Source organism: Rhizobium sp. PRIMUS64, from assembly GCF_023006465.1.
Lineage (GTDB): Bacteria > Pseudomonadota > Alphaproteobacteria > Rhizobiales > Rhizobiaceae > Rhizobium > Rhizobium leguminosarum.
Genome location: NZ_JALBGX010000059.1, coordinates 17,812 through 40,966, shown reverse-complemented (window position 1 = coordinate 40,966; position 23,155 = coordinate 17,812). Strand labels below are relative to the sequence as shown.

Genomic DNA, 23,155 nt, shown 5'->3' with positions numbered 1-23,155 from the left:
AGGTCGACCGGAACGCCGAGCGCGGTCGCGATCGACGCCAGCCAGTAACGCGAGCGCGAACCGCCGCCGATTGCCGTGACCCGGGATATGCCGGTGCCGGCCGAGCGCAGCGCTTCGAGATTGTCGCGAATGGCGAAGGCGACACCTTCGAGCACTGCCTGGGTCAGAACGATACGGCTGCTTTCGTGTTCGAGGCCGATGAAGGCGCCGCGGATGACGGCATCATTGTGCGGTGTGCGCTCGCCGGAGAGATAAGGCAGGAAGGTGACACCGGTGGGCGCCTTCAGCGTGTCGCCGACCTCGCCGGTAAGATCGGCGGCCGATCTGCCGGTCACACCGGAATGCCAGTTCAGTGCATCGGTCGCCGACAGGATGACGCCCATCTGGTGCCAGGTGTTCGGCAGCGCGTGGCAGAAGGCATGCACGGCGCTTTCCGGCTTCGGCAGATACGAGCCGTTCGCGGCAAAAAGTACGCCTGATGTGCCGAGCGAGACAAAGGCGGCGCCATCGCTGACCGTGCCCATGCCGCAGGCCGAAGCCGCATTGTCGCCGGCACCACCGGCAACGACGACATCACCTGATATACCCCATTGCGCCGCCAGTTCGGACCGGAGCTTGCCGGCCTGCTCGGTGCCTTCGACAAGCGCCGGCATCTGCTCCTCGGAAAGCTTGGTGGCGGCGAGCAGTTCGGAGGACCAGGCGCGTTTGCCGGTGTCGAGCCAGGAAGTGCCGGCAGAATCCGACATTTCCGAGATATATTCGCCAGTCAGCCAAAGACGCAGGTAGTCCTTCGGCAAGAGCACCTTGGCGATCTTGGCGAAGACATCGGGCTCATGTTTTGCGACCCAGGCGAGCTTCGGCGCCGTGAAGCCGGGGAAAACGATGTTGCCGGTGAGCGCGCGAAAGCGCGGATCGGCATCGAGTGCCGCGGCCTCGACATAGCTGCGGGTGTCGTTCCAGAGGATGCAGGGGCGCAGGACCTTGTCGGAGGCATCGATGAGCGTTGCGCCGTGCATCTGGCCGGAAAGGCCGATGCCCTTGACCGCAGCTAACTCCTTCGGATGTTTTGCCTTGAGGCCGGCGACAGCCTCCTCCGTGGCGCGCACCCAGTGGGCCGGCTCTTGCTCCGACCAGCCGGAATGCGGACGCGAGACGTCGAGCGAACCATTGGCCGAGCCGACGATCTTCTGATCACCGTCGATCAGCATCGCCTTGACGCCGGAGGTTCCGAGATCGAGACCCAGATACATGTGGTATTTCTCCCTTTGCCGTTACGGCAGATTGTCTTTCAGGAATATGTCGAGGCGGATGCGCTCCTGCGCTTCGATGACGGCAAGCCCATCCGCCTTGGCTTTCAGCACGCGGATTGCGCTGCGCACCTCATGGCCGGCATCCTGGTTGAGGATCGCGTCGATCGTGTTGTCGATGAGTGCCGCCCGCGTATGGGCGGTCAGCTCGTGGGCAATCACGGTCAGTATGCGGTCGACGGCCTTCTCCTTCAGAGCCCGGATCAGGCCGCGATTGCCGGCGCCGAGGCTGTAGACGCCGATGATTCCGGCATTCCTCGAAAGCGCGTCAGCGACGAGCATGTGGGCGACCTCGGGGTCGTCGCGGCCTTCGAGAACCGGCAGGATCGCCAGATCAGGAAATTCCTCGGCCATGACTGCGCTAAAGCCCTCCAGCCGCTCGCGATGATCGCGCACCAGCATGGAGCCGGCGAGCACAGCGATCTCGCCCTTTCGCCGCCCAAGAAATCGCCCGAGCAGTCGGGCGGCTGTACGGCCGGCCGCGATATTGTCGACGCCGGCATAGTGATGGCGCAGCGAGCCCGTGAGATCGGAAACCAGGGTAACGATGGGAAAGCGCTCGCGCACCAGCCGGTCGACGGCGGCGCGCACCTCAGGCGCATCGGTCGCGACCAGTGCGATGCCACAAGGTTTTTCCTGGGAAAGCCCTTCGAGCACGGAGACGAGGGCGGCCGGATCGAAGGCCGGCACCTCGATGGTGCGGATATCGGTACGCTCGGCCGGCGAGCGGACAGCGGCCTGCCGGATTTCGGCATTGAGCCCGTACATGAAGGAATTGTCGCTGGCCGGAAGGATGAAGACCAGCGGATAGGTGCGCCCCTTGGCAAGATTGGCGGCGGCGACGTCTCTGACATAACCGAGCTCGCGGATCGCGGTCTCGACCTTTTCCCGCGTGACGTGGCGCACACCGGGGCGCTGATTGAGAACCCGGTCGACAGTCGCGAGACTGACACCGGCGGCAGCGGCGATATCGTGAACTGTTGGCCTCATCATTCCTCCTGACGAGACCATTAGCGCCATTTTTGATGTACGTAAATCAAAAAATCGAATAGGCCAATTTCCGCTTTGTTTTCCGGTATTGCCGTCCGCTTCGCACCGATCCGGCCAACGCTTATCTGGCTGATGACACGGAGGCCAGAAAACGGCAAACAAAAAGGCCCTCCGAAGAGGGCCTTTTCAAGGGGCAGCAGGCCGGAGGTCAGTGGCCGCCACCGCCTCCCCCGCCTTGCGGCGCGGGTTTCTTGATCATCGCGACACCGAGGATCATGGCAAGGAAGAGTGCGGTCAGGATCAGGAACACGTCGCTGAAGGAGAGGATGATCGCCTGCTTGGTGGCAAGCCCCACCATCTGCTTGATCGCGACCGAGGCGCCATCCATGCCATAGGTATTGAAATTGGCGGCCATGTTGTTCATCTGGTCGATCGCCGCCGGATTGCCCCAATCCATATTCTCCCGCAGCCGCTCGTAATGCACGTCCTGCCGATTGGTGAGCACGGTGTTGATGACGGCAAGGCCGACGGCGCCGCCGAGGTTTCTGGTCAGATTGAACAGGCCGGACGCGCCGCGCATGCGCGAGGGCGGCATCGTGCCGAGCGCGATGTTGTTAATCGGCACCATGCACATCATTAGCCCGAAGCCACGCAGGATCTGCGGGATGAACAGTTCGTAGAAATCCCAATCCGCCGTCAGATGCATCATGATGAAAGTGCCGGCAGCGAAACTGACGAAGCCGATCACCATCATCAGGCGCAGGTCCATCTTGGTCGACAGCCGGCCGGCGATCGGCGCGGTGAAGAACATCGCAAGTCCGGAGACGAACATCGTCTCGCCGATCATCAATGAGTCATATCCACGGATGCGCCCGAGATAGACGGGATAGATATAGGTGAGGCCATAGAGGCCGATGCCCATGACGAAAGAAAACACCGAGCCGAAGGAAAAATTCCGGTTCGCGAAAGCCTTCAGGTCGACGACGGGGAAATCCACCGTGAAGGCGCGATAGAAGAAGACGATGGCTGCAACGCCGGAGGCAACCGCTGCGATGGTGATGGAACTGTCGTTGAACCAATCGTTCGAGTTGCCCTCTTCGAGCACATATTCCAGCGCGCCGAGGAACACGCCCATCGAGATCAGCCCCCACCAGTCGAACTTCTTGAAGAGCGACAGTTCCGGCTTGTCGAAATCGATGAAGTTCCAGGTGACGATCGTGACGATGATGCCGGGAACGATATTGACGAGGAACAGCCAATGCCAGGAGAAGGCGTGGCTGAGATAACCGCCGACCGTCGGGCCGATAGTCGGCGCCAGCGTCGCGATCAGGCCGATGATCGGCGAGACGATGCTACGCTTCGACGGCGGGAAGATGGTGAAGGCGGCCGCGAAGACCGACGGGATCATGCCGCCGCCGATGAAGCCCTGGATGACGCGATAGACGATCATCTGGTCGATATTCGTCGCCGTCGCCGCCAGCGCGCTCGCCATGGTGAAGCCGGCGGCCGAGATCGCGAAGAGATAACGCGTCGAGATGATGCGCGCCAACGTGCCAGACAACGGGATCATGATCACTTCCGCGATCAGATAGGACGTCTGCACCCAGCCGATCTCGTCGCTGCCGGCCGAAAGGCCAGCCTGGATCTCCGCAAGCGAGGCCGAAACGATCTGGATGTCGAGGATCGACATGAACATGCCGAGCACCATCGCGAAGAAGGCGATGAGCTTCTTCGGGTCCATGCGCTCGTCGGCATGGGCAGGCGCTGCCGGAATCGTCCCCGCTGTTGCTGTCGCGCTCCCGGCCATCAGACCACCTCCGCCTTTCCAGACCAATTCCGTTTTTCTTCGAATTACGGAATTGCTCTATCTCTTTGTTTCACGCAATTCCGGGTGCAAAACCGCTGCACACTTTTGCAGGAATTGCTCTAAAGGCTTACTTGCTCGGCGCCGTACGGGTGTCGACGTCGACGACGACGCTAAGGCCCGCGCGCAGACGCCCGCTGTCGAGCGCATCCTGCGGCAGCGCGATGCGCACTGGCACCCGCTGGATCACCTTGGTGAAATTGCCCGTGGCGTTTTCGGGCGGCAGCATCGAAAACACCGAGCCGGAGGCCGGTGAGATCGATTCGACGGTGCCGACAACCGGATGATCGCTATAGGCATCGACCTGGACGTTGACCTTCGAGCCCGGCACCAGATGCTGGATCTGCGTTTCCTTGAAATTGGCGTCGATGTAGAGCTGGCGCACCGGAACGAGTGCCATCAGGCGTTGGCCGGGAGAGACCAGGTCGCCTTCCTGGACGGAGCGGTTGCCGACAATGCCGTCATAAGGCGCCTTGAGCACGGTGAAAGAAAGGTCACGGATGGCCTTGTCGCGCGAGATTTCCAGCGAACGGACCGAGCCTTCTGCTTCCTTGCGCTGGGCCTGGAGGATGGTGATGTTGGCCTGTGCAGCGGTGATGTTGGCGTCGCCGCCGGCAAGATTGGCCTTGGCCTGGTCGAGGGCGATATTGGCGTTGTCGAGATCGGCGGCGGTGCCGACCGACTTCGCCTGAAGGTCGCTCTGGCGCTTCTGCGTGATCTCGGCACCACGAACGGCCGCTTCGAGTGCCACCTTCTGCGCCTGCGCCTGCACGAGGCTCGCATTCGCGCCTTCGATCTGCGCGTCGATACGCTGCAGCGAAAGCTGTTCGGTGACGATCTGGGCCTGGGCCAAGTCGAGGGCGTTCTGATAGTCGCCGTTATCAAGCGTGGCAAGCACGTCGCCCGCTTTGACTTCCTGGTTGGCGACAACGTTCACCTTCGCGACGTAGCCCGTGACCTTCGGCGAAATCGTTGCGATATCGCCTTCGATATAGGCGTCGTCGGTCGACACCATGAAGCGGCCGTTCGTCCACCATTCGTAACCATACCAGCCGCCGCCTGCGAGAAGGGCGAGCACGACGATCGGCAGCACCGGGCTGCGGCGCTTCTTTGCTGCCGCAGGTGCGGCGGCGACCGAAGCCGGCGCCGACTGCGCGGGAGCGGAAGGTACTTCGCGGGCTTCCGCCGTCGGAGCTTCTGCAACGGCCGCAACCTCGGCCTTTACCTCTTCGGTCCCGGCGTTTTCGCTGACGATACGCGCGACGTTGCTCTTCTGGTTGCTCGACATAACCACTTTACCGATCTTGGAGTAAATAATCGAACTGAACGGTTCGGTTCAGTTGACTTAAACCTGTTTTATCGTCATATCAAGATGTATAGAACCAATCGGTTCGATTTCTTTAAAGAAAGTGCGAAACCGTAAACACGGTTAAGAGGACATGACGCTGAAACTCGACCACGCCGCTGTATTCAGCCCTCCCGCTGCCGGAGGCCGATTTGCCGCAGGCGAAGATCCGGCCAAGCGCCAACAGATTCTCGCCGGCGCCAAGCGCGTCTTCATGAAGATGGGTTTCGACGCCGCCAGCATGAATGACGTGACGCGCGAGGCCGGAGTCTCCAAGGGAACGCTCTACGTTTATTTCACCAACAAGGAAGAGCTGTTTTCGGCGATGATCGAGACCGAGCGCGCCGCCTTCGTGGCGGCCGTGCGCACGGCACTTGCCGAACATGACGATCCCGAAGCCGGCCTGTACGAATTCGGGATAAGCTTCGTCACCCACATGACCGATGAGAAGGTCATCAACGCGATGCGCACCGTTCTCGGCGTTCGCGACCGCATGCCGGTGCTCTGTCAACGCTTCTTCAAGGGCCCGGTAAACCTGCGCACCATCATGCGCGACTTCCTGGAACGGCACATCGCCGAAGGCAGGCTGGAGATCGACGACATCGATCTCGCCGCCGGCCAGTTTCTCGATCTCGCCAGCGGTAGTTTCTTCAAACTCCGCCTGTTTGGAAGCATGGAAGAGCCGCCGCCGCGTGACGAAATCGAGCGCGTCATCCGCGGCGCCATCCGGGTCTTCATGGCCGCCTATGGCGTGCGCCGGCACGAGACCGCCTGACCACACCCTAGACCGCCGCACTCCATCGGCCAAAATCCCGCAATAGCGATCAAATCCGGCTGCCGGCTTTTCTTTAAGGAAGAAGCTGCAACACTGCATAATTCCTTAAATCGGAATCGATTTAAGGATAAAATTATGCAGCACTTCAAAGTGTTACAGCGTCCTTTGCGCCTCTCAAAAAGACGCGCGGCGCTGTAGGAGAGTGAGGATGAGCGCCGTTGGACGGGCGATCTGGTTCATCGAGAGCCATTTCGAAAGCGATATATCGCTGGAAGAGATATCGGAAGCAGCCGGATTGTCGCGCTACCATCTGTCGCGCGTCTTCGGGCTCGTCACCGGTCACTCGATCAGCGGCTATATAAGAGGGCGGCGCCTCAGCCGCGCCGTGCCCACACTGGTCGGCGGTTCATCCACCATTCTCGAGGTTGCGCTTTGCGCGGGCTACGGCTCGCACGAGGCCTTCACCCGTGCCTTCCGCGACCAGTTCGGCATGACGCCGGATGCGGTGCGCAGACAGGGGCACGCCCGTAACCTTGTCTTGCTGGAGCCGATCAGAATGGACCCTGCCCACCTCAACGACCTCGAACCGCCCCGCTTCGAAACCCTCCAACCGATGCTGTTTGCCGGCTTGCAGGAGATTTACCCCTATGGCGGCAACGCCGCCATTCCCTCTCTCTGGCAGAAGTTCAATGCCCATTTCGGTCATATCTCCGGTCAGAAAGGCAATGTCGCCTACGGCATCTGCACGCATATCGACGGCGAAGCGGAGAAATTCCGCTATATGGCCGCGGTCGAAATCTCCGATGCCGACGATCTGCCGGGAGATTTTGCAACGCTCAAGCTTCCAGGTCAGCGCTACGCCGTCTTTGCCCATCGCGGCCACGTCTCCGGCATTCCGGCGACGATGAACCGGATTTTTGGCGCATGGTGGCCGACCTCGGGCCTGGAGCACGGCGAGACACCCGACATGTTCGAACGCTATGACGAGCGCTTCGACCCCTATACGGGCATGGGCGTCACCGAAATCTGGTTGCCGATCAGAGCATGATGCCGAAAAGTGCGAGCGGTTTTCGGACGACGTCATGCTCCAACTCTTTAATTTAGAACAGGATTCAAATTTAAGGCCGACCCGGCCTTAAATCCTGTTCTAGGGAATAAAAGTCACATCGGTTTCGTATACCCCTTGCTGCGCTTGCTTGGCAGGCCGGCAACATTACATTGCGAGCGTCATTCACGCATGTGACGCGAAAGGGATATACGCTGATGCAGGAAATCATGACGCTCATTCAGGATCCGGCCGCCTGGGTGGCGCTCATCACGCTGGTGGTGATGGAAGTCGTTCTCGGGATCGACAACCTGATCTTCATTTCCATTCTCACCAACAAACTGCCGCCTGAGCACCGGGAGAGGGCCCGCAAGATCGGCATCGGTCTTGCGCTCGTCATGCGTCTCGTCCTGCTCGGCACCATCGCCTGGATCGTGCAGCTGACCGAACCGCTGTTTGAAGCCTTCGGCCACGGCTTCTCCTGGAAGGATCTCATCCTGATTGCCGGCGGTCTGTTCCTCGTCTGGAAGGCCACCAAGGAAATTCACCACAGCGTCGACCCCGTGGACCATGAAGAGGATTTCATCGCCAAGTCGGCCACGACAGGCTTTGCATCGGCCATCGGCCAGATCCTGTTGCTCGACCTCGTCTTCTCCGTCGACAGCATCATCACCGCCGTCGGCATGACGCCGCATCTGCCGATCATGGTGGTCGCCGTCGTCGCCGCTGTCACCGTCATGCTTGTTGCCGCGACCCCGCTTGCCAACTTCATCGAGAGGAACCCGACGATCGTCATGCTGGCGCTCGCCTTCCTGCTGATGATCGGCACGACGCTGATCGCCGAAGGCATGGGCTTCCATGTGCCGAAGGGCTACGTCTATGCCGCCATGGCCTTCTCGGCGCTGGTCGAGGTACTGAACATGATCGCACGCAACGCCCGCAAGCGAAAACGCGACGCCGCGCATTGAGGCTTGGGCACGAGGGCGCGGCGGAACCGACGCGCCCTCACGCACCACCATCAGGCCTTTGCAGGCGTGGTTTTTCTTGACGCGCCCGGTTGAATATGGCCTAAGGCCAGCCGAACGGACGATCGGCGGATAGTGCGGGCGCATGCCCTTTTCCGGCCGGTTTGCCGATGAAGATATCTGCATCCTTCCGGCCGAACGTCGCTTTCCCCATGAAAGCCGTCCGGCATCATTGACGGGCACACACAATGACAGTTTCCGGGACAGCTACCGGCGTCCGCGTTCGCATCGCTCCCTCGCCGACCGGCGAGCCGCATGTCGGCACCGCTTACATCGCTCTCTTCAACTACCTTTTCGCCAAGAAGCACGGCGGCGAGTTCATCCTGCGTATCGAGGATACCGATGCGACGCGCTCGACCCCGGAATTCGAGACGAAGGTGTTGGACGCGCTGAAATGGTGCGGTCTGGAATGGAAGGAAGGCCCCGATATCGGCGGCCCCTACGGCCCCTATCGCCAGTCCGACCGCAAGGAAATGTACCAGCCTTACGGGCAGGAATTGCTGGACAAGGGCCATGCCTTCCGCTGCTTCTGCACACCCGCGCGGCTGGAGCAGATGCGCGAAACCCAGCGCGCCGCCGGCAAGCCGCCGAAGTACGATGGTCTCTGCCTCAACCTCACGGCCGAGGAAGTCACCTCGCGCATGGCCGCCGGCGAGACGACCGTCATCCGCATGAAGATTCCGGCCGAAGGCTCCTGCGACTTCACGGACGGCGTCTACGGCGATGTCTCCATTCCGTGGGATTCGGTCGACATGCAGGTGCTCATCAAGGCCGACGGCATGCCGACCTATCATATGGCCAACGTCATCGACGACCATCTGATGAAGATCACTCACGTCGCACGCGGCGAAGAATGGCTGGCCTCCGTGCCGAAGCACATCCTGCTCTATCGCTATTTCGACTGGGACCAGCCGGTCTTCATGCACTTGTCGCTGATGCGCAATGCCGACAAGTCGAAGCTGTCGAAGCGCAAGAACCCGACCTCGATCTCCTATTATTCCGCGCTTGGCTACATTCCCGAAGCGTTGATGAACTTCCTCGGTCTGTTCTTCGTCCAGATCGCTGAGGGCGAAGAGCTCCTGACGATGGACGAGCTCTCCGAGAAGTTTGACCCGGAAAACCTCTCCAAGGCCGGTGCGATCTTTGACATTCAAAAGCTCGATTGGCTCAATGGCCGCTGGATCCGCGAGAAGCTGTCCGAAGAGGAGTTCCAGGCGCGTGTGCTGACCTGGGCGATGGAAAACGACCGTCTGAAGGAAGGTCTGCGCTTGTCGCAGACGCGCATTTCCAAGCTCGGCGAACTGCCCGATCTCGCCGGCTTCCTGCTGAAGTCCGATCTCGGCCTGCAGCCTTCCGACTTCGCCAAGATCAAGTCACCGCCGGAGGAGATCCTGGAGATCCTCAACACCGTTCAGCCGGATCTCGAAAAGATCCTGGAATGGAACGTCGAGACGATCGAGGCGGAGCTGCGCGCGATCGCCGACCGCATGGGCAAGAAGCTGAAGGTCGTGGTCTCGCCGCTCTTCGTCGCCGTATCCGGCTCATCGCGTTCCCTGCCGCTTTTCGATTCCATGGCGATCCTCGGCCGGTCCGTCGTGCGTCAGCGTCTGAAGCTCGCCTCGCAGGCGGTCGCCGCCCTCGTCGGCTCGAAGTAAGAACAGTCAGAGGATTTCGACAATGGCTGACAACAAGACCGAAAACACCCTTTCCTCCGACGCGACGGAAGTGCGCGCCCAGAAGCTGAAGCTGCTGCGCGAGCAGGTCGGCGAGGTCTATCCGGCGCATTTTCACCGCACGATGGGCAATGCCGAGCTTACCTCGAAATACGAGAGCCTGGAGCCGGACACCGAGACGCAGGATGTCGTCACCGTCGCCGGCCGCGTCTATTCCTCGCGCAACTCGGGCATGTTCATGGATCTCCATGACGCCTCCGGCAAGATCCAGATCTTCTCGCACAAGGATGTCACCGGCGAGGAAGCCCGCGCCCTGCTGCCGATGATCGACATCGGCGACATCATCGGCGTCACCGGCATCGTGCGCCGCACCAAGCGTGGCGAGCTGACGATCAACGCGCAGACGATCACCATGCTGACGAAGTCGCTGCTGCCGATGCCCGAGAAGTGGCACGGTCTCTCCGACATCGAGCTGCGTTATCGCAAGCGCCATCTCGACATCATGACCAACGAGGATTCGAAGCTCCGCTTCCAGCAGCGCTCGAAGATCCTCTCTGGCATCCGCCGCTTCATGGAAAATGACGGCTTCATGGAAGTCGAGACGCCGATGCTGCATTCGGTCTATGGCGGCGCCACCGCCGAGCCGTTCAAGACCCATCACAACACGCTGAAACTCGACATGTACCTGCGCATCGCGCCGGAACTGTTCCTCAAGCGCACGCTGGTGTCGGGGCTGACCGACAAGGTCTTCGAGATCAACCGGAACTTCCGCAACGAAGGCGTCTCCACCCGGCACAACCCCGAATTCACCATGATGGAGTGTTACTGGGCCTATGCCGATTACGAGGACATCATGGACCTCGTCGAGCGGTTGTTCGAAAACCTGGCGCTCTCCATCCACGGCGCGACGGAATTCCCCTTCGGCGACAAGACCATGTCCTTCAAGGGTCCGTTCAAGCGCGTGCCGATGCCCGATGCCGTCAAGGAAGCGACCGGCATCGACTTCCTCGCCATCAAGACCGATGAAGAGGCGCGCGCTGCCGCCAAGGCTGCCGGTTTTGCGGTCGAGAAAGATTGGACCTGGGGCGAATGCCTCGCCTTCATCTTCGAGGAAAAGGTTGAATCCACCCTGATCCAGCCGTCGCATGTCACGCATTTCCCGAAGGACATTTCGCCCTTCGCCAAGGAAGTGCCAGGCGAGCCGCGCCTGGTCGAGCGCTTCGAGACCTATTGCAACGCCTGGGAACTGGGCAACGCCTTCTCGGAGCTCAACGATCCCGAAGAGCAGCGCCGCCGCATGGTCGAGCAGCTCGAACAGGCGCATGCCCGCGGCGAAAAGGAAAAGCAGCTGGACGAGGAGTTCCTCGACGCCATCGACCAGGGCATGCCACCGGCAGGTGGCCTCGGCATCGGCGTCGACCGTCTCATCATGCTTCTGACCAACGCGCCGTCGATCCGCGACGTCATCCTCTTCCCGGCCCGCCGCAGCAAAGCCGACTGACCGGAAGAAAAGCAAAAAATCGAAGCGGGGTGCAACTGCATAATTCCTTAAATCGGGATCGATTTAAGGATAAATTATGCAGCAACTCAAAGTGCTACAGCGTCCTTTGCGCGTCCGAAAAGACGCGCGGCGCTGTAGCCGGCGCTCCGCTTTTTTCATGCTGTTCGTTCAATGGGCCTTAGATGGTGCAGTTTCCGCCGGCGGCTCTTCGGCCGGCGCTTCCGCCACCACATCGGCACCCGCGTTCTCGGCAGGCGCGGCTTCGCTTTCGGCTGCCGGTGCTGCGCCATGTGCGCCGCCTGCCGGCTTCTTTTCCTTGCCCTTTTCCCCGTTCTTCGTCGAGCCAACCGCGACCGGGTCGACGCAATCCTCGGGGTCCTTGAAACCAGCGCTGATCATGGCGATCTCGTCGAGTGGCATCTCAATCCGCTCGCCGAAGAACAGCCCGTTTTCACTGGCCTTGCCGTCGTAGTAGCGCGCCGTATAGGACTTGTCGTCGAGGCCGGGAACGGTCTTGTCGGGATGCGGGATATAGACGACATCGGCGCCGATCGCCCGGCCGCGAATATCCGCGCGCAAGGTGGGGCCGTTCTCGTCGAGCACCACCACCTGGACCAGATCCGGCTTCTGCGCGGCATAAACGGCCTGGGCGACACGAAGCGCGGTCTTGACGCGCGTCATCCCGTCGGTCGGTTCGGTTTTGATGTATTTGCGCACCCAGACGTGGTCCTGCTTCCGGATCGTCACCAGGTTGACGTCGCTGCATTCGAGCCCGTAGCCACCACCAGTTGCACCGATCAGCCTGTCCTTGCCGACATAGACCGCCGCACCGCCGGAAACGCCCGCCAGAAGAGCGACTCCACCGATGATGATTGCCAATTTCCGGGAAGGCCGGAAGATGCGCAGTAAGGCCTTCACGCCAACTGCTCCGCCATCTGAAACTCCAACGCAGGACAAGTGTTGAGAACGCTAAAGAAATGACGTTTCCGAAAGTTTAAGTGGGCGTGTGAAGCCTGCGCCATTTTGAGAAAACACCAAAAAAGGTCCGCTTTTTTGGGCCGCTTGCCACGGCCTATTCCGCCATGCTCTAAACGCCCATGGCCTTCACGCTTCGCCAGGTTCAATATTTCGTCGCCGTCGCCGAACAGGGTTCGGTGACGCGAGCCGCACAGAACCTTTCGATCTCGCAATCCTCGGTGACGGAAGCACTAAAGGAGCTCGAAACCGACCTCGGCGTCGAACTCTTCGAGCGCCATCCGCGCGGCCTGACGATCACCCATAACGGCCACCAGTTCCTGCGTCATGCGACGAAGATCCTGGCCTCCGTCTCCGATGCAAGGACCAGCTTTTCCGGCCAGCAAAGCGCCCTCTCCGGCACGCTGAACATCGGCGTCACCTCGCTTGTCGCCGGCTACGTCCTCTCCGACCTGCTGGCGCGATATCGGCGCGCCTGTCCGGGCATCGAGGTCAGCGCCATCGAGGACAATGGTGGTTACCTCGAACATCTCCTGGTCGGCGGCGAACTTGATGTCGCCGTCATGGTGATATCAAACCTGCGCGACCGCATGGCGCTGCAGGCGGAGATCTTGGAAACCTCGCCCTATCGACTATGGCTGCCGATGGGCCATCCCTTGGTATCGGCCGACATCATCTCGGTCGCCGACATCGCCCGCGAACCGCTGATCATGCTGACGGTCGACGAAATCGAGGAGAATACCGGCAAGCTGCTCTCAGCACTCGGCGCCCGCCCGCATGTCGCCTTCCGCACCCGTTCGGTGGAGGCGGTGCGCAGCCTGGTTGCAACAGGCGCTGGCGTGGCCCTGCTTCCCGATCTCGTGTACCGTCCATGGTCGCTGGAAGGCGACCGCATCGAGAGCCGCGACGTCTCCGGTTCGCTGCCGGTCGTCCAGGTCGGCATGGTCTGGCGCAAGGGCTCCAGCCTGCCGCAGGCGGCGCGCGACTTCGTCGGTATCGCCGAAACCTTAAGATCCGGCCGCATCCGCTGATATCGGAATTTCCGATACCGTCTTTCTGATAAATGAATTTGCGAAAGCGGCTTTTTCGCGTCACCTTTTCATCCGGGAACAAACCGCCACAGAAAGTGGCAAACCGGGAGACGGATGATGACGAATCTGTTGAAATCCTGCACGGTGGCTCTCACCTGCCTGAGCTTCGCGACGCAGGTGATCGCCGCCGAACCGCTGAAGGCCTTGGGCAAGGGCGAAGGCGCGGTCAGCATTGTCGCCTGGGCCGGCTATATCGAACGCGGCGAAACCGACAAGAACTACGACTGGGTCACCGATTTCGAAAAGGAGACCGGCTGCAAGGTTTCCGTCAAGACCGCCGCCACTTCGGATGAAATGGTGTCGCTGATGAACGAAGGGGGCTTCGATCTTGTCACGGCATCGGGCGACGCCTCGCTCCGTCTCATCGCCGGCAAGCGTGTCCAGCCGATCAACACCGATCTGATCCCGAGCTTCAAGACCGTCGACGAGCGCCTGCAGAACGGACCGTGGTATACGGTCGGTGGCGTGCATTACGGCGTGCCCTATCTCTGGGGACCGAATGTGCTGATGTACAATACCGATGCCTTCAAGGACAAGGCGCCGACCAGCTGGAACGTCGTCTTCGAGGAGCAGACACTGCCCGACGGCAAGTCCAACAAGGGCCGCGTCCAGGCCTATGACGGCGCGATCTACATCGCCGATGCCGCCATCTACCTGATGGCCCACAAGCCGGATCTCGGCATCAAGGACCCATACGAGCTGAACGAGGACCAGTACAAGGCCGCCCTCGACCTGTTGCGCGGCCAACGCAAGCTCGTCTCCCGCTACTGGCACGACGCGATGATCCAGATCGACGACTTCAAGAACGAAGGCGTCGTCGCCTCCGGCTCCTGGCCTTTCCAGGTGAACCTGCTGCAGGTCGACAAGCAGAAGATCGCCTCCGCTTTCCCGGATGAAGGCGTCACCGGCTGGGCCGACACCACCATGCTGCATGCCGACAGCGAACATCCGAACTGTGCCTATATGTGGATGGAACATTCGCTGAAGGCCAAGGTCCAGGGCGACGCCGCCGCCTGGTTCGGCGCCGTGCCTTCCGTTCCTGCGGCCTGCAAGGGCAATGAACTGATGGGTGATAGCGGCTGCGCCACCAACGGCTTCGATCACTTCGACAAGATCAAGTTCTGGAAAACCCCGGTCGCCAAATGCACGACGCAGGGCGAATGCGTGCCCTATCATCGCTGGGTGTCGGATTATATCGGCGTGATCGGCGGACGGTAACTTGCGCTCTCACTGAGGGGACTGTTGTAGCGTAAGACCCCTTCCCAACCCATCCCCACAAGGGGGAGGGGCTTCAGCGGCGCCGCCTCGTCCCTGCTGTATGCAGCAGTAAGGTTGTATCCGGAGGGTGCTGAAGGTTAAGTCCCTCCCCCTTCTGGGGAGGGGTTGGGGAGGAGTTTTTGCGTCTGCAAGAATCTCACCCGTTCAGTGCATCCCAAGACCCGGAGCCCTCATGACATCCGCCGTCCGTTTCCAACAGGTATCGCGCCATTTCGGCCAGGTTCGCGCCGTCGACGGCGTCGATCTCGAGATCGCGCCGGGCGAATTCTTCGCCATGCTCGGGCCATCCGGCTCCGGCAAGACGACGTGCCTGAGATTGATCGCCGGCTTCGAGCAGCCGACCGCGGGCCATATCCAGATCTTCGGCGAGACGGCAGACGGCGTTCCGCCTTATCGCCGCAACGTCAACACCGTGTTCCAGGACTATGCGCTCTTTCCGCATCTCAACATCCTCGACAATGTTGCCTATGGGCTGATGGTCAGGGGCGTCGGTAAGGCGGAGCGGATGAAGGCGGCAGGCGATGCCCTCGAACTCGTCAAGCTGCCGGGCTACGGCGCCCGCCGCCCCGGTCAGTTGTCCGGCGGCCAGCGACAGCGCGTGGCGCTCGCCCGCGCGCTCGTCAACAAGCCGAAGGTGCTGCTGCTCGACGAGCCGCTCGGCGCGCTCGACCTGAAGCTGCGCGAGCAGATGCAGGAAGAATTGAAGAGCCTGCAGCGCGCGCTCGGCATCACCTTCGTCTTCGTCACCCACGATCAGGGCGAAGCTCTGTCCATGGCCGACCGCGTCGCCGTCTTCAACGATGGCAACATCGTTCAGCAAGGCACGCCGCAGGATATCTACCGCTGCCCGAGGACCCGCTTCGTCGCCGATTTCGTCGGCTCGTCGAACGTCATCGCGCCTGATTTGATGGCCTTGCTTGGCGGCGAGAAACGCTGGGCGAGCCTCCGCCCCGAGGCGATCCGGCTGGCAAGCGACGGCGTCGAGGCGAAAGTTGAAAATGCAAGTTTCCTCGGCGCGGCCACGCGTCTCAGCGTCGACCTCAAGGGCAGCCGGCTGCATGTCATGCTGCCGGCCGGCGCGCCAGTGCCGGATCTCGGCGCCGGTATCCGCCTCGCCTGGCAACCGGCCGATATCCACTACATGGATGATGCGGCATGACGACGCTCACCATCACAGGCGGCAAGACTTCGATCCTTCCGGGGCGTGGCGGTTTCTTCGGCCAACTGTCGGATGCCTTCTGGCGGCACCCGAAGCTCTTGCTCTTCCTGATGCTGACGCCGCCGCTGCTCTGGCTCGGCATCATCTATATCGGCTCATTGATCGCGCTGCTTCTGCAGAGCTTCTTCTCGATCGACGATTTCTCCGGGCTGGTGAATACCGAATTCACCCTCTCGACCTATGCCCAACTGCTGAATCCTGCGAATTTCGACATCATCATCCGCACCCTGGTGATGTCGGCGCTGGTCACCGCCGCCGCCGCCCTGATCGGCTTCCCGATCGCCTATTATGCGGCGCGTTATGCGCAAGGCAAATGGAAGGCGCTCTTCTATCTCGGCGTCATGCTGCCGCTCTGGTCGAGCTATCTCGTCAAGATCTACGCCTGGAAGCTGATCCTCGCCAAGGAGGGCATCCTCACCTGGATCTTCGAGAAGCTCCATCTCTCCTGGCTGCTCGATGCCATCCTGAACCTGCCCGTCATCGGCGGAAACTCACTGTCGGTCAGCTACCTCGGCACCTTCATCGTCTTCGTCTATATCTGGCTCCCCTATATGATCCTGCCGACGCAGGCGGCCCTCGAGCGGGTACCCGGCAACCTGATCGAGGCCTCGGCGGATCTCGGCGCCACGCCGCGCCAGACCTTCCGCACCGTGCTCCTGCCCTTAGCACTCCCCGGCATCGTCGCCGGTTCGATCTTCACCTTCTCGCTGACATTGGGCGATTACATCATCCCGCAGATCATCGGCTCGTCCAGGCTCTTCATCGGCCAGGCGGTCTATGCCCAGCAGGGAACGGCCGGCAATGTGCCGCTCGCCGCCGCCTTCTCCGTCGTGCCGATCGTCATCATGGCGCTTTATCTGTCGCTCGCCAGGAAAATGGGGGCTTTCGATGCGCTCTGACCACAGGACATCGCCACTGACCTTGAAGATCGCCGCAGCCGTCGGATTGCTCTTTCTGCACCTGCCGATCCTGCTGATCTTCGTCTATGCCTTCACGACCGAAGAGAAGAGCTATCAGTGGCCGCCACCCGGGCTGACGCTGCAGTGGTTTGCCGTCGCCTGGAACCGGCCGGATGTCTGGTCGGCGCTTGGCCTTTCCGTACAGGTCGCCGTCATCGCCACGGCGATCGCGCTGGTCCTCGGCACGCTCTGTGCTGCGGCCGTCAGCCAGACGAAGTTCTTCGGACGCGAGGCGATCTCGCTGCTGGTCATCCTGCCGATCGCCCTTCCCGGCATCATCACCGGCATTGCCCTGCGCTCCGCCTTCAGCCTGTTCGACATCCCGTTTTCGGTCTGGACCATCGTGCTCGGCCACGCCACCTTCTGCGTGGTCGTCGTCTACAACAATGCCGTCGCTCGTTTCCGCCGCACATCCGGCTCGCTGATCGAGGCCTCGATGGATCTCGGCGCCGACGGTTTCCAGACCTTCCGTCATGTCATCCTGCCAAATATCGGCACCGCTCTTCTTGCCGGCGGCATGCTTGCCTTCGCCCTGTCTTTCGACGAGGTCATCGTCACCACCTTCACCGGCGGCCAGCAATCGACCTTGCCGATCTGGATGCTCGAAGAACTCATCCGCCCGCGCCAGCGCCCTGTCACCAATGTGGTCGCCATGGTCGTGGTGCTCGTCACCTTCCTGCCAATCCTGGCAGCCTATTACCTCACCCGCGATGGCGACCAGATCGCCGGTGCTGGCAAATAACAGGGAGAACATCATGGATATCCAAATGCTGATCGGTTCCCGCTTCGAAAGAGGCACGGAGACGGAAGAGCACATCCTGAACCCGAAGACGGGCGAGACAGTGATCGACCTTCCGGAAGCCTCGCTCTCTCAGGTCGACGCCGCCGTCGATGCCGCCGAAAAAGCCTTCACAAGCTGGTCGCAGACGACGCCAGGCGAGCGTTCCGGCTACCTGCTGAAGGTCGCCGACGCGATCGAGAAGGATGCCGTCGGCTTCGCCACACTGGAGGCTTTGAACTGCGGCAAGCCGATCAATGCCGTGCTGAACGACGAAATCCCGGCGATCGTCGATTGTTATCGCTTCTTCGCCGGCGCCGTGCGCAACCTGCACGCACCGGCGGCCGGCGAATATCTGCCCGGCCACACCTCGATGATCCGCCGCGATCCGATCGGCATCGTCGGCTCGATCGCGCCGTGGAACTATCCGCTGATGATGATGGCCTGGAAGCTGGCGCCGGCTATTGCCGGCGGCAATACCGTCGTCTTCAAGCCTTCGGAACAGACGCCGCTGACGGCGCTGAAGATGGCCAAGCTGCTCTCCGGGATCCTTCCCGAAGGCGTCGTCAACGTCATTCTCGGCCGTGGCGAAAGTGTCGGCAACGCCCTGATCAATCATGCCAAGATCGGCATGATCTCAATCACCGGCGATGTCGCAACCGGCAAGAAGGTGCTGCAGGCCGCTGCCAAGACAGTCAAGCGCACCCATCTGGAACTCGGCGGCAAGGCCCCGGTCATTGTCTTCGACGATGCCGATATCGATGCCGTCGTCGCAGGCATCCGCACCTTCGGCTATTACAATGCTGGCCAGGATTGCACGGCCGCCTGCCGCATCTATGCCGATGCCAAGGTCTACGACAATTTCGTCGCCGACCTCTCCTCGGCCGTCTCGAGCATCCGCTTCAACCAGGTCGACGATACCGAAAACGAGATCGGCCCGCTGATCTCCAGGCGCCAGCGCGACCGCGTCGAGAGCTTCGTCGCCCGTGCTTCCGAGCACAAGCACATGGAGATCACTGCCGGCGGCAAGGTCTCCGGCGACAAGGGCTTCTTCTTCACGCCGACCGTCATTGCAGGCGCCCTGCAGGACGACGAAATCGTCCGCCGCGAGGTCTTCGGCCCGGTCGTCTCGGTCACCCGCTTCTCCGATGCCGATGATGCCGTTGCCTGGGCAAACGACAGCGATTACGGCCTGGCCTCCTCCGTCTGGACCAAGGATATCGGCCGCGGCATGAAGACCGCCGCCCGCCTGCAATATGGCTGCACCTGGATCAACACGCATTTCATGCTGGTCAACGAGATGCCGCATGGCGGCCTCAAACAGTCGGGCTACGGCAAGGACATGTCGGTCTACGCACTGGAGGACTACACCGCCGTACGCCACGTGATGATCAATCACGGCTGAACCGGCGGGAAAAGCAAGGGTACGAAATTCGACGCAATGCCCATCAGTAGCACCGGGAGGTGCTTCACAGAGATCGCCATTCCATTCAAGCGATCTGGAACATTTTCCCGGTTGCTGCGTCTTTCCCAGGCAAACGCAAAGGATGATGTCATGCTGAAATGGGCTCTGATATTTTTCGTGATTTCGATCATCGCCGGCTTCTTCGGTTTTTCGGGCGTCTCCGCAGCTACCGCGACGATCGCCCGCGTTCTTTTCGGCATCGCGCTGGTGATCTTCCTGATCTTCCTTGTCCTTGCGCTGATGGCCGGTCAGGCGATCCTCTGATCGGTTGCGGAGCTGCTTGAAGACATCGGGGCCGCATCACTTCTGCATGCGGCCCTTCCTCTCTGTTGTCGAACGTCTCGGCTAGTTCGGCCGTGCATGGAACACGGCTAGGTCTTTTGCTCCTATCGCCTATTTCAACTCGGCAAGCAGAGCATCGGCACCTTTGCGGACACCCACCATGGAGGCGTCCATCGCCGTGAAGCTTGCGCCGATATTCATCGCATTGGGATATTGCTTGGTGACATAGGAAGACAGGAGACGATTGCTCGCAGCATCATAGACCTCCACGGCATAATTCACCGAACCGGTCATCGAACCTTCTCGGCCGCGAGCGGCCTGGACGGTGTTGTACAATCCGCCTGCAACATCGATGCGGGTGACCGTTCCGAGTACCGCAGTCGTCGCCTTCGCCCCCGTCAGTGTCAGATGCAATCTGAGCGTTGCCGGAGCGGGTGTGCTGACAATCGCAAAGCGCGTCTTCAATTTTTCGGTGAATTGCGCCTGCATGTAATTGGCCAGGAAGATCCTGTCTTTTTCCGCAAGCTTGCCAAACTGACTGTCAGGACCGCTATAGACGGTAACGGGATCGACGATGATCCGGTTGTATTGGCTCCAGTTGACTTTCGTCCGATAGCGATACGGCACGCGGCCGGTTTTATCCTCAGTGTTCGGCTGGAGCTGTGATGCCGAAGCAAGTCCGGAATAAATCGTGGGGTCAGGGGTCGTGCATGCGGCAACGCTCGAACAGGCGAGCATCACTGCAACGCCGATTTTCGGATTTTTTATCAATGACTTGGCTCCAGCTTTGGAAATGCCGAATGGCATGGGATCTGCTGGCACCGGTTTTATGGAATTCGAATGTTGCTGTGTTTGCTATGATATGCGGAAATGTTCGCGAGCCATCTTTTGCTGCGAAGGCAGCGCGACGCGTGACGACGCCACGACGGGCAGTAAGTCAATGTGATGAAGGGATCGACGGCGAGCCTCCGGGCTGGATCCCCTGAGGGGCGGGAAGATCGATCACGACGACCAAGCCGGTTGGCTTCCTGTTCAACAACGTCAATTGTCCATTGTGCGCTTTGGTGACGATCCCTTTGGCGATCGGAAGGCCGAGCCCAAGCCCAGAACCGCCTTTGGCACTGATCTGGCGGGATTTATCCACTTTGAAGAACGGCTCCAGAACTTTCGCCTTGGCCTCATCGGTCAAACCAGGGCCGTTGTCGCCCACCGATATTTTGATCCCGCCATCGTCGCTCTCTCGCAGATCGATTTCGACTTGCTTTGCATAACGAGACGCATTGTCGACCAGATTGGTAATTGCCCGAGTAAGGGCCTGAGGTTTGCAGATAAACGCCAGTCGCCGCGGACCGGTGAAGCTCACATCGATGCCCATGTCGGAGAAGTCTGTCGCAATCGTCTGCAGCAGGCTTGAGATATCGACCTTTCGATCAGCCTCCGCAGTGGATGCGTCTTTGAAATAGGCCAAGCACTCGTCGATCATGAAACTCAAGGTGGCGATATCGGTCAGCATCAGGCTGCGAAGCTCGGGCTCGCCGGAACGCTCGGCACGCATTCGCAATCTCGTCAGCGGTGTCCTGAGATCATGACCCACGCCACTCAGCATTCTTGTTCGATCCTCTGCCATGCTCTGGATTCGATCGCTCATAACGTTCAGCGATTCCGCCAGACTTCGAATCTCGGATGCGCCGTCCGGCTCGAAAGGCTTTTCCCAGCTGCCCTCCATGCTCGCTCGTTTTGCAGCGGCGGCAAAGTGCCTCAGAGGTTCGGTGATGAGCCGGCTGCTGAAATATGCGAGCAGCACCAATGGGATGACGATTTTTAAAAATCCGCTCGCCGCGGCTGGAACAAACCACACATAGCTGGGAAAAACTGGCAGTTGAAAGACAAGGGCGCGTTTGTCATCAATTCCGACAGTCAGGACATCAGGGTGTGATTGACCGATGACGAAGCGATGAAATGCCGCGAAAATATTGTCGGCGAGCATTGTGTTGATACGCGCCACCAGCTCGCCTGGAGATACCATCTGCTGTTTGCCGGCGAGCGGCCGGTCTAGCGACAATTTTTCGACCCCAACGCCGAGCGCTGCTGCTCTCGTGAGAACGGCGCCTTCATCTTGCGCTGAATTTGCCTGGGCAAATTGCTCCGCGACCATCGCCGCTCTGGCAGCAAACAGGCCGTTTTGAAAGCCGCGATCATGACGGCCGTAGATATAGGGCTCCATGGCGGTCGCCACCACGGAAACGAGCACGACAAGGAAGGTCGCCAATATGAGGATCTGGCTTTGGATCGAAGCCCGCCGGAAATTTCTCAAGAGAGACGCTCTACCTTGGATGCGAAAAGATAACCGCCCAGCCGCACCGTCTTTATGAACGACGGATCTTTCAGATTTGGCTCTATCTTTTGCCTGACCCGGCTGATGTGGGCGTCGATGCTGCGCTCGACCGGCCCCGCTGATCCGGCATGTGTCATCGACAAGAGCTGTTCGCGAGTCAAAACCTTGTTGGGATTGCAGCAGAAGGCCAGGAGGATATCGAACTCCGCGGTTGTCATGGAAACCTGCGCTCCATCGGCGTCGTGGAGTTGACGGCTTTTTGGATCGATGCGCCATCCCGAGAACATCATCGGTCCAAGTGCTTCCTCCTGATGATGAGCATAGGACGCTCTGCGGAGAATACTCTTGATCCGGGCCAGCAGCTCGCGGGAGTTGAATGGTTTCGTGACATAGTCATCGGCCCCGAGCTCCAGGCCGAGAATGCGGTCGATATCCTCCTGGAGTGCCGTCAGCATCAGGATTGGCACCGAGCACGACGCACGAAGCCGCCTGCAGATGCTGAAGCCGTCCTCGCCCGGTAACATCGCATCGAGGACGATGAGATCGAATTGCTGTCGCGCCATCATTCGATCCATAGCCGCGCCGCTCTCCACCGACGAGGCCTCGAAGCCGCTGGTTCGAACTAGGTCCACCAGCATATCTGCGATTGCGGGATCGTCTTCGACGATGAGGATATGAGCCTGATTGGGAACTGCCATTTCATATGCCATCGTCATTCGTTCTCTTGCCGGGAGATGTCTCTCGGCGCGAAATTACCACGTTTCACCGTGTCTACATCAGGCGGCCTCGGCCACTGTCAACCGCAGTGGTTAATCTCCCGGACATCAGACACCACACGATCTGTCGCCGCGCCGACACCGCTCCGCCTTTAGGATATCGAGTATCGTGCAATGCTATATTCGGTAATGTTGAGATATGTTGCGGGATTTCCGACACGGAGTCCGCCGTCAAAACTGCCTTTCGGGGTCGCCACTGACTTCCACATGGTCACCTCGGATTGCGCTATCGATGATGACGGTGGCGATGAAACACATCCGAACGACCAGCAGGCAAAAGAACACCAGAGAGACGATCGCCGTCGTGTAATGCTTCAACGCTGAGCGCTTCGGAAGCCGTGCGGTGAGCTTATGGAGAACGTTTCTGGCGAGACGACCGATCGCCACGAGCACGAACAGTGCCGTGATGATATATCCGCTCGCTGACGCTGCCCCGAGCAACTGAAACATGAGAAGACACCCGCACCAAGTC

Annotated in this window: 21 protein-coding genes; 12 read left to right on the top strand and 9 right to left on the bottom strand. The window is 60.4% G+C overall.

The genetic code is table 11. The annotated features are described in order from the left end of the window. The 4 genes from xylB to MOV76_RS22050 all read right to left on the bottom strand — a co-directional run. A partial coding sequence (gene xylB / locus MOV76_RS22065) for a xylulokinase (protein ID WP_247265281.1) occupies positions 1-1,250 on the bottom strand: 1,250 nt, incomplete at its 3' end. 21 nt (positions 1,251-1,271) lie between these two features. Next, the gene (locus MOV76_RS22060) at positions 1,272-2,297 is read right to left on the bottom strand and encodes a LacI family DNA-binding transcriptional regulator (protein WP_047622388.1); all 1,026 of its coding nucleotides are present in this window, start codon (positions 2,295-2,297) and stop codon (positions 1,272-1,274) included. A 208-nt stretch (positions 2,298-2,505) separates the two neighbouring features. After that, on the bottom strand, positions 2,506-4,104 hold the full coding sequence (locus MOV76_RS22055; RefSeq protein ID WP_018243623.1) for a DHA2 family efflux MFS transporter permease subunit: 1,599 nt from the start codon (positions 4,102-4,104) through the stop codon (positions 2,506-2,508). 127 nt (positions 4,105-4,231) lie between these two features. Further along, positions 4,232-5,449 (bottom strand): HlyD family secretion protein, encoded by a 1,218-nt coding sequence (locus tag MOV76_RS22050; RefSeq protein ID WP_247265280.1) that lies wholly within the window; start codon positions 5,447-5,449, stop codon positions 4,232-4,234. A gap of 151 nt (positions 5,450-5,600) precedes the next feature. Here MOV76_RS22050 and MOV76_RS22045 point away from each other — a divergent pair, with 151 nt between their 5' ends. The 5 genes from MOV76_RS22045 (at position 5,601) to lysS (ending at position 11,525) form a co-directional block, all read left to right on the top strand. After that, entirely contained in the window at positions 5,601-6,281 is a 681-nt protein-coding gene (locus tag MOV76_RS22045) for a TetR/AcrR family transcriptional regulator (protein WP_018446017.1), read from the top strand. A gap of 208 nt (positions 6,282-6,489) precedes the next feature. Next, positions 6,490-7,329, top strand: coding sequence for an AraC family transcriptional regulator (locus tag MOV76_RS22040; RefSeq protein ID WP_166480781.1), 840 nt, complete (start codon positions 6,490-6,492; stop codon positions 7,327-7,329). Positions 7,330-7,544: 215 nt separating this feature from the next. Beyond that, entirely contained in the window at positions 7,545-8,294 is a 750-nt protein-coding gene (locus MOV76_RS22035; RefSeq protein WP_247265279.1) for a TerC family protein, read from the top strand. Positions 8,295-8,539: 245 nt separating this feature from the next. Continuing rightward, positions 8,540-10,006, top strand: a complete 1,467-nt coding sequence (gltX, locus tag MOV76_RS22030; protein ID WP_018243629.1) for a glutamate--tRNA ligase — start codon at positions 8,540-8,542, stop codon at positions 10,004-10,006. A 22-nt stretch (positions 10,007-10,028) separates the two neighbouring features. Further along, complete coding sequence (gene lysS, locus MOV76_RS22025; RefSeq protein ID WP_247265278.1) at positions 10,029-11,525, top strand: lysine--tRNA ligase; 1,497 nt, start codon at positions 10,029-10,031, stop codon at positions 11,523-11,525. A gap of 168 nt (positions 11,526-11,693) precedes the next feature. On the opposite strand, the gene MOV76_RS22020 is transcribed toward lysS, so the two are convergent. Then, positions 11,694-12,443, bottom strand: coding sequence for a hypothetical protein (locus MOV76_RS22020; RefSeq protein WP_047622386.1), 750 nt, complete (start codon positions 12,441-12,443; stop codon positions 11,694-11,696). A 179-nt stretch (positions 12,444-12,622) separates the two neighbouring features. Here MOV76_RS22020 and MOV76_RS22015 point away from each other — a divergent pair, with 179 nt between their 5' ends. From MOV76_RS22015 to MOV76_RS21985, 7 genes are all read left to right on the top strand, one after another. Beyond that, positions 12,623-13,531 (top strand): LysR family transcriptional regulator, encoded by a 909-nt coding sequence (locus tag MOV76_RS22015; RefSeq protein WP_018446011.1) that lies wholly within the window; start codon positions 12,623-12,625, stop codon positions 13,529-13,531. A gap of 117 nt (positions 13,532-13,648) precedes the next feature. Next, positions 13,649-14,809: an ABC transporter substrate-binding protein gene (locus MOV76_RS22010; protein WP_247265277.1), complete on the top strand. Its 1,161-nt coding sequence runs from the start codon at positions 13,649-13,651 to the stop codon at positions 14,807-14,809. Between the two features lie 232 nt (positions 14,810-15,041). Then, on the top strand, positions 15,042-16,028 hold the full coding sequence (locus MOV76_RS22005) for an ABC transporter ATP-binding protein (RefSeq protein WP_112905227.1): 987 nt from the start codon (positions 15,042-15,044) through the stop codon (positions 16,026-16,028). Next, positions 16,025-16,987 carry an ABC transporter permease gene (locus MOV76_RS22000; RefSeq protein ID WP_247265276.1) on the top strand — a complete coding sequence of 321 codons (963 nt, stop codon included), beginning with the start codon at positions 16,025-16,027 and terminating at the stop codon, positions 16,985-16,987. Before MOV76_RS22005 ends, MOV76_RS22000 begins: the two co-directional genes overlap by 4 nt. Beyond that, entirely contained in the window at positions 16,977-17,789 is an 813-nt protein-coding gene (locus MOV76_RS21995; RefSeq protein WP_130653081.1) for an ABC transporter permease, read from the top strand. The genes MOV76_RS22000 and MOV76_RS21995 overlap by 11 nt, the downstream gene beginning before the upstream one ends. 13 nt (positions 17,790-17,802) lie before the next feature. Beyond that, on the top strand, positions 17,803-19,230 hold the full coding sequence (locus MOV76_RS21990) for a gamma-aminobutyraldehyde dehydrogenase (RefSeq protein WP_113542228.1): 1,428 nt from the start codon (positions 17,803-17,805) through the stop codon (positions 19,228-19,230). A gap of 150 nt (positions 19,231-19,380) precedes the next feature. Then, the gene (locus MOV76_RS21985; RefSeq protein WP_003552965.1) at positions 19,381-19,554 is read left to right on the top strand and encodes a DUF1328 domain-containing protein; all 174 of its coding nucleotides are present in this window, start codon (positions 19,381-19,383) and stop codon (positions 19,552-19,554) included. Positions 19,555-19,683: 129 nt separating this feature from the next. Here the strand turns inward: MOV76_RS21985 and MOV76_RS21980 are convergent, their stop codons facing one another. The 4 genes from MOV76_RS21980 to MOV76_RS21965 form a co-directional block, all read right to left on the bottom strand. Further along, positions 19,684-20,343, bottom strand: a complete 660-nt coding sequence (locus MOV76_RS21980) for a DUF3313 domain-containing protein (protein ID WP_047622434.1) — start codon at positions 20,341-20,343, stop codon at positions 19,684-19,686. Between the two features lie 166 nt (positions 20,344-20,509). Further along, on the bottom strand, positions 20,510-21,886 hold the full coding sequence (locus MOV76_RS21975; RefSeq protein ID WP_247265275.1) for a HAMP domain-containing sensor histidine kinase: 1,377 nt from the start codon (positions 21,884-21,886) through the stop codon (positions 20,510-20,512). Further along, positions 21,883-22,623 carry a response regulator gene (locus tag MOV76_RS21970; RefSeq protein WP_018243639.1) on the bottom strand — a complete coding sequence of 247 codons (741 nt, stop codon included), beginning with the start codon at positions 22,621-22,623 and terminating at the stop codon, positions 21,883-21,885. The genes MOV76_RS21975 and MOV76_RS21970 overlap by 4 nt, the downstream gene beginning before the upstream one ends. 231 nt (positions 22,624-22,854) lie before the next feature. Continuing rightward, positions 22,855-23,133 (bottom strand): hypothetical protein, encoded by a 279-nt coding sequence (locus MOV76_RS21965; RefSeq protein WP_018243640.1) that lies wholly within the window; start codon positions 23,131-23,133, stop codon positions 22,855-22,857. Between the last annotated feature and the right edge of the window lie 22 nt (positions 23,134-23,155).

Excerpts from the sequence above, each read along its gene's own strand:
- MOV76_RS22045 (WP_018446017.1), top strand. The coding sequence starts at position 5,601 with ATGACGCTGAAACTCGACCACGCCGCTGTATTCAGCCCTCCCGCTGCC.
- MOV76_RS22050 (WP_247265280.1), bottom strand. The coding sequence starts at position 5,449 with ATGTCGAGCAACCAGAAGAGCAACGTCGCGCGTATCGTCAGCGAAAAC.
- MOV76_RS21995 (WP_130653081.1), top strand. The coding sequence starts at position 16,977 with ATGCGCTCTGACCACAGGACATCGCCACTGACCTTGAAGATCGCCGCA.
- MOV76_RS22010 (WP_247265277.1), top strand. The coding sequence starts at position 13,649 with ATGACGAATCTGTTGAAATCCTGCACGGTGGCTCTCACCTGCCTGAGC.
- MOV76_RS21970 (WP_018243639.1), bottom strand. The coding sequence starts at position 22,623 with ATGACGATGGCATATGAAATGGCAGTTCCCAATCAGGCTCATATCCTC.
- MOV76_RS21990 (WP_113542228.1), top strand. The coding sequence starts at position 17,803 with ATGGATATCCAAATGCTGATCGGTTCCCGCTTCGAAAGAGGCACGGAG.
- MOV76_RS22040 (WP_166480781.1), top strand. The coding sequence starts at position 6,490 with ATGAGCGCCGTTGGACGGGCGATCTGGTTCATCGAGAGCCATTTCGAA.
- MOV76_RS22060 (WP_047622388.1), bottom strand. The coding sequence starts at position 2,297 with ATGAGGCCAACAGTTCACGATATCGCCGCTGCCGCCGGTGTCAGTCTC.
- MOV76_RS22005 (WP_112905227.1), top strand. The coding sequence starts at position 15,042 with ATGACATCCGCCGTCCGTTTCCAACAGGTATCGCGCCATTTCGGCCAG.
- MOV76_RS22015 (WP_018446011.1), top strand. The coding sequence starts at position 12,623 with ATGGCCTTCACGCTTCGCCAGGTTCAATATTTCGTCGCCGTCGCCGAA.
- gltX (WP_018243629.1), top strand. The coding sequence starts at position 8,540 with ATGACAGTTTCCGGGACAGCTACCGGCGTCCGCGTTCGCATCGCTCCC.
- MOV76_RS22055 (WP_018243623.1), bottom strand. The coding sequence starts at position 4,104 with ATGGCCGGGAGCGCGACAGCAACAGCGGGGACGATTCCGGCAGCGCCT.
- MOV76_RS22035 (WP_247265279.1), top strand. The coding sequence starts at position 7,545 with ATGCAGGAAATCATGACGCTCATTCAGGATCCGGCCGCCTGGGTGGCG.
- MOV76_RS21965 (WP_018243640.1), bottom strand. The coding sequence starts at position 23,133 with ATGTTTCAGTTGCTCGGGGCAGCGTCAGCGAGCGGATATATCATCACG.
- MOV76_RS21985 (WP_003552965.1), top strand. The coding sequence starts at position 19,381 with ATGCTGAAATGGGCTCTGATATTTTTCGTGATTTCGATCATCGCCGGC.
- lysS (WP_247265278.1), top strand. The coding sequence starts at position 10,029 with ATGGCTGACAACAAGACCGAAAACACCCTTTCCTCCGACGCGACGGAA.
- MOV76_RS22000 (WP_247265276.1), top strand. The coding sequence starts at position 16,025 with ATGACGACGCTCACCATCACAGGCGGCAAGACTTCGATCCTTCCGGGG.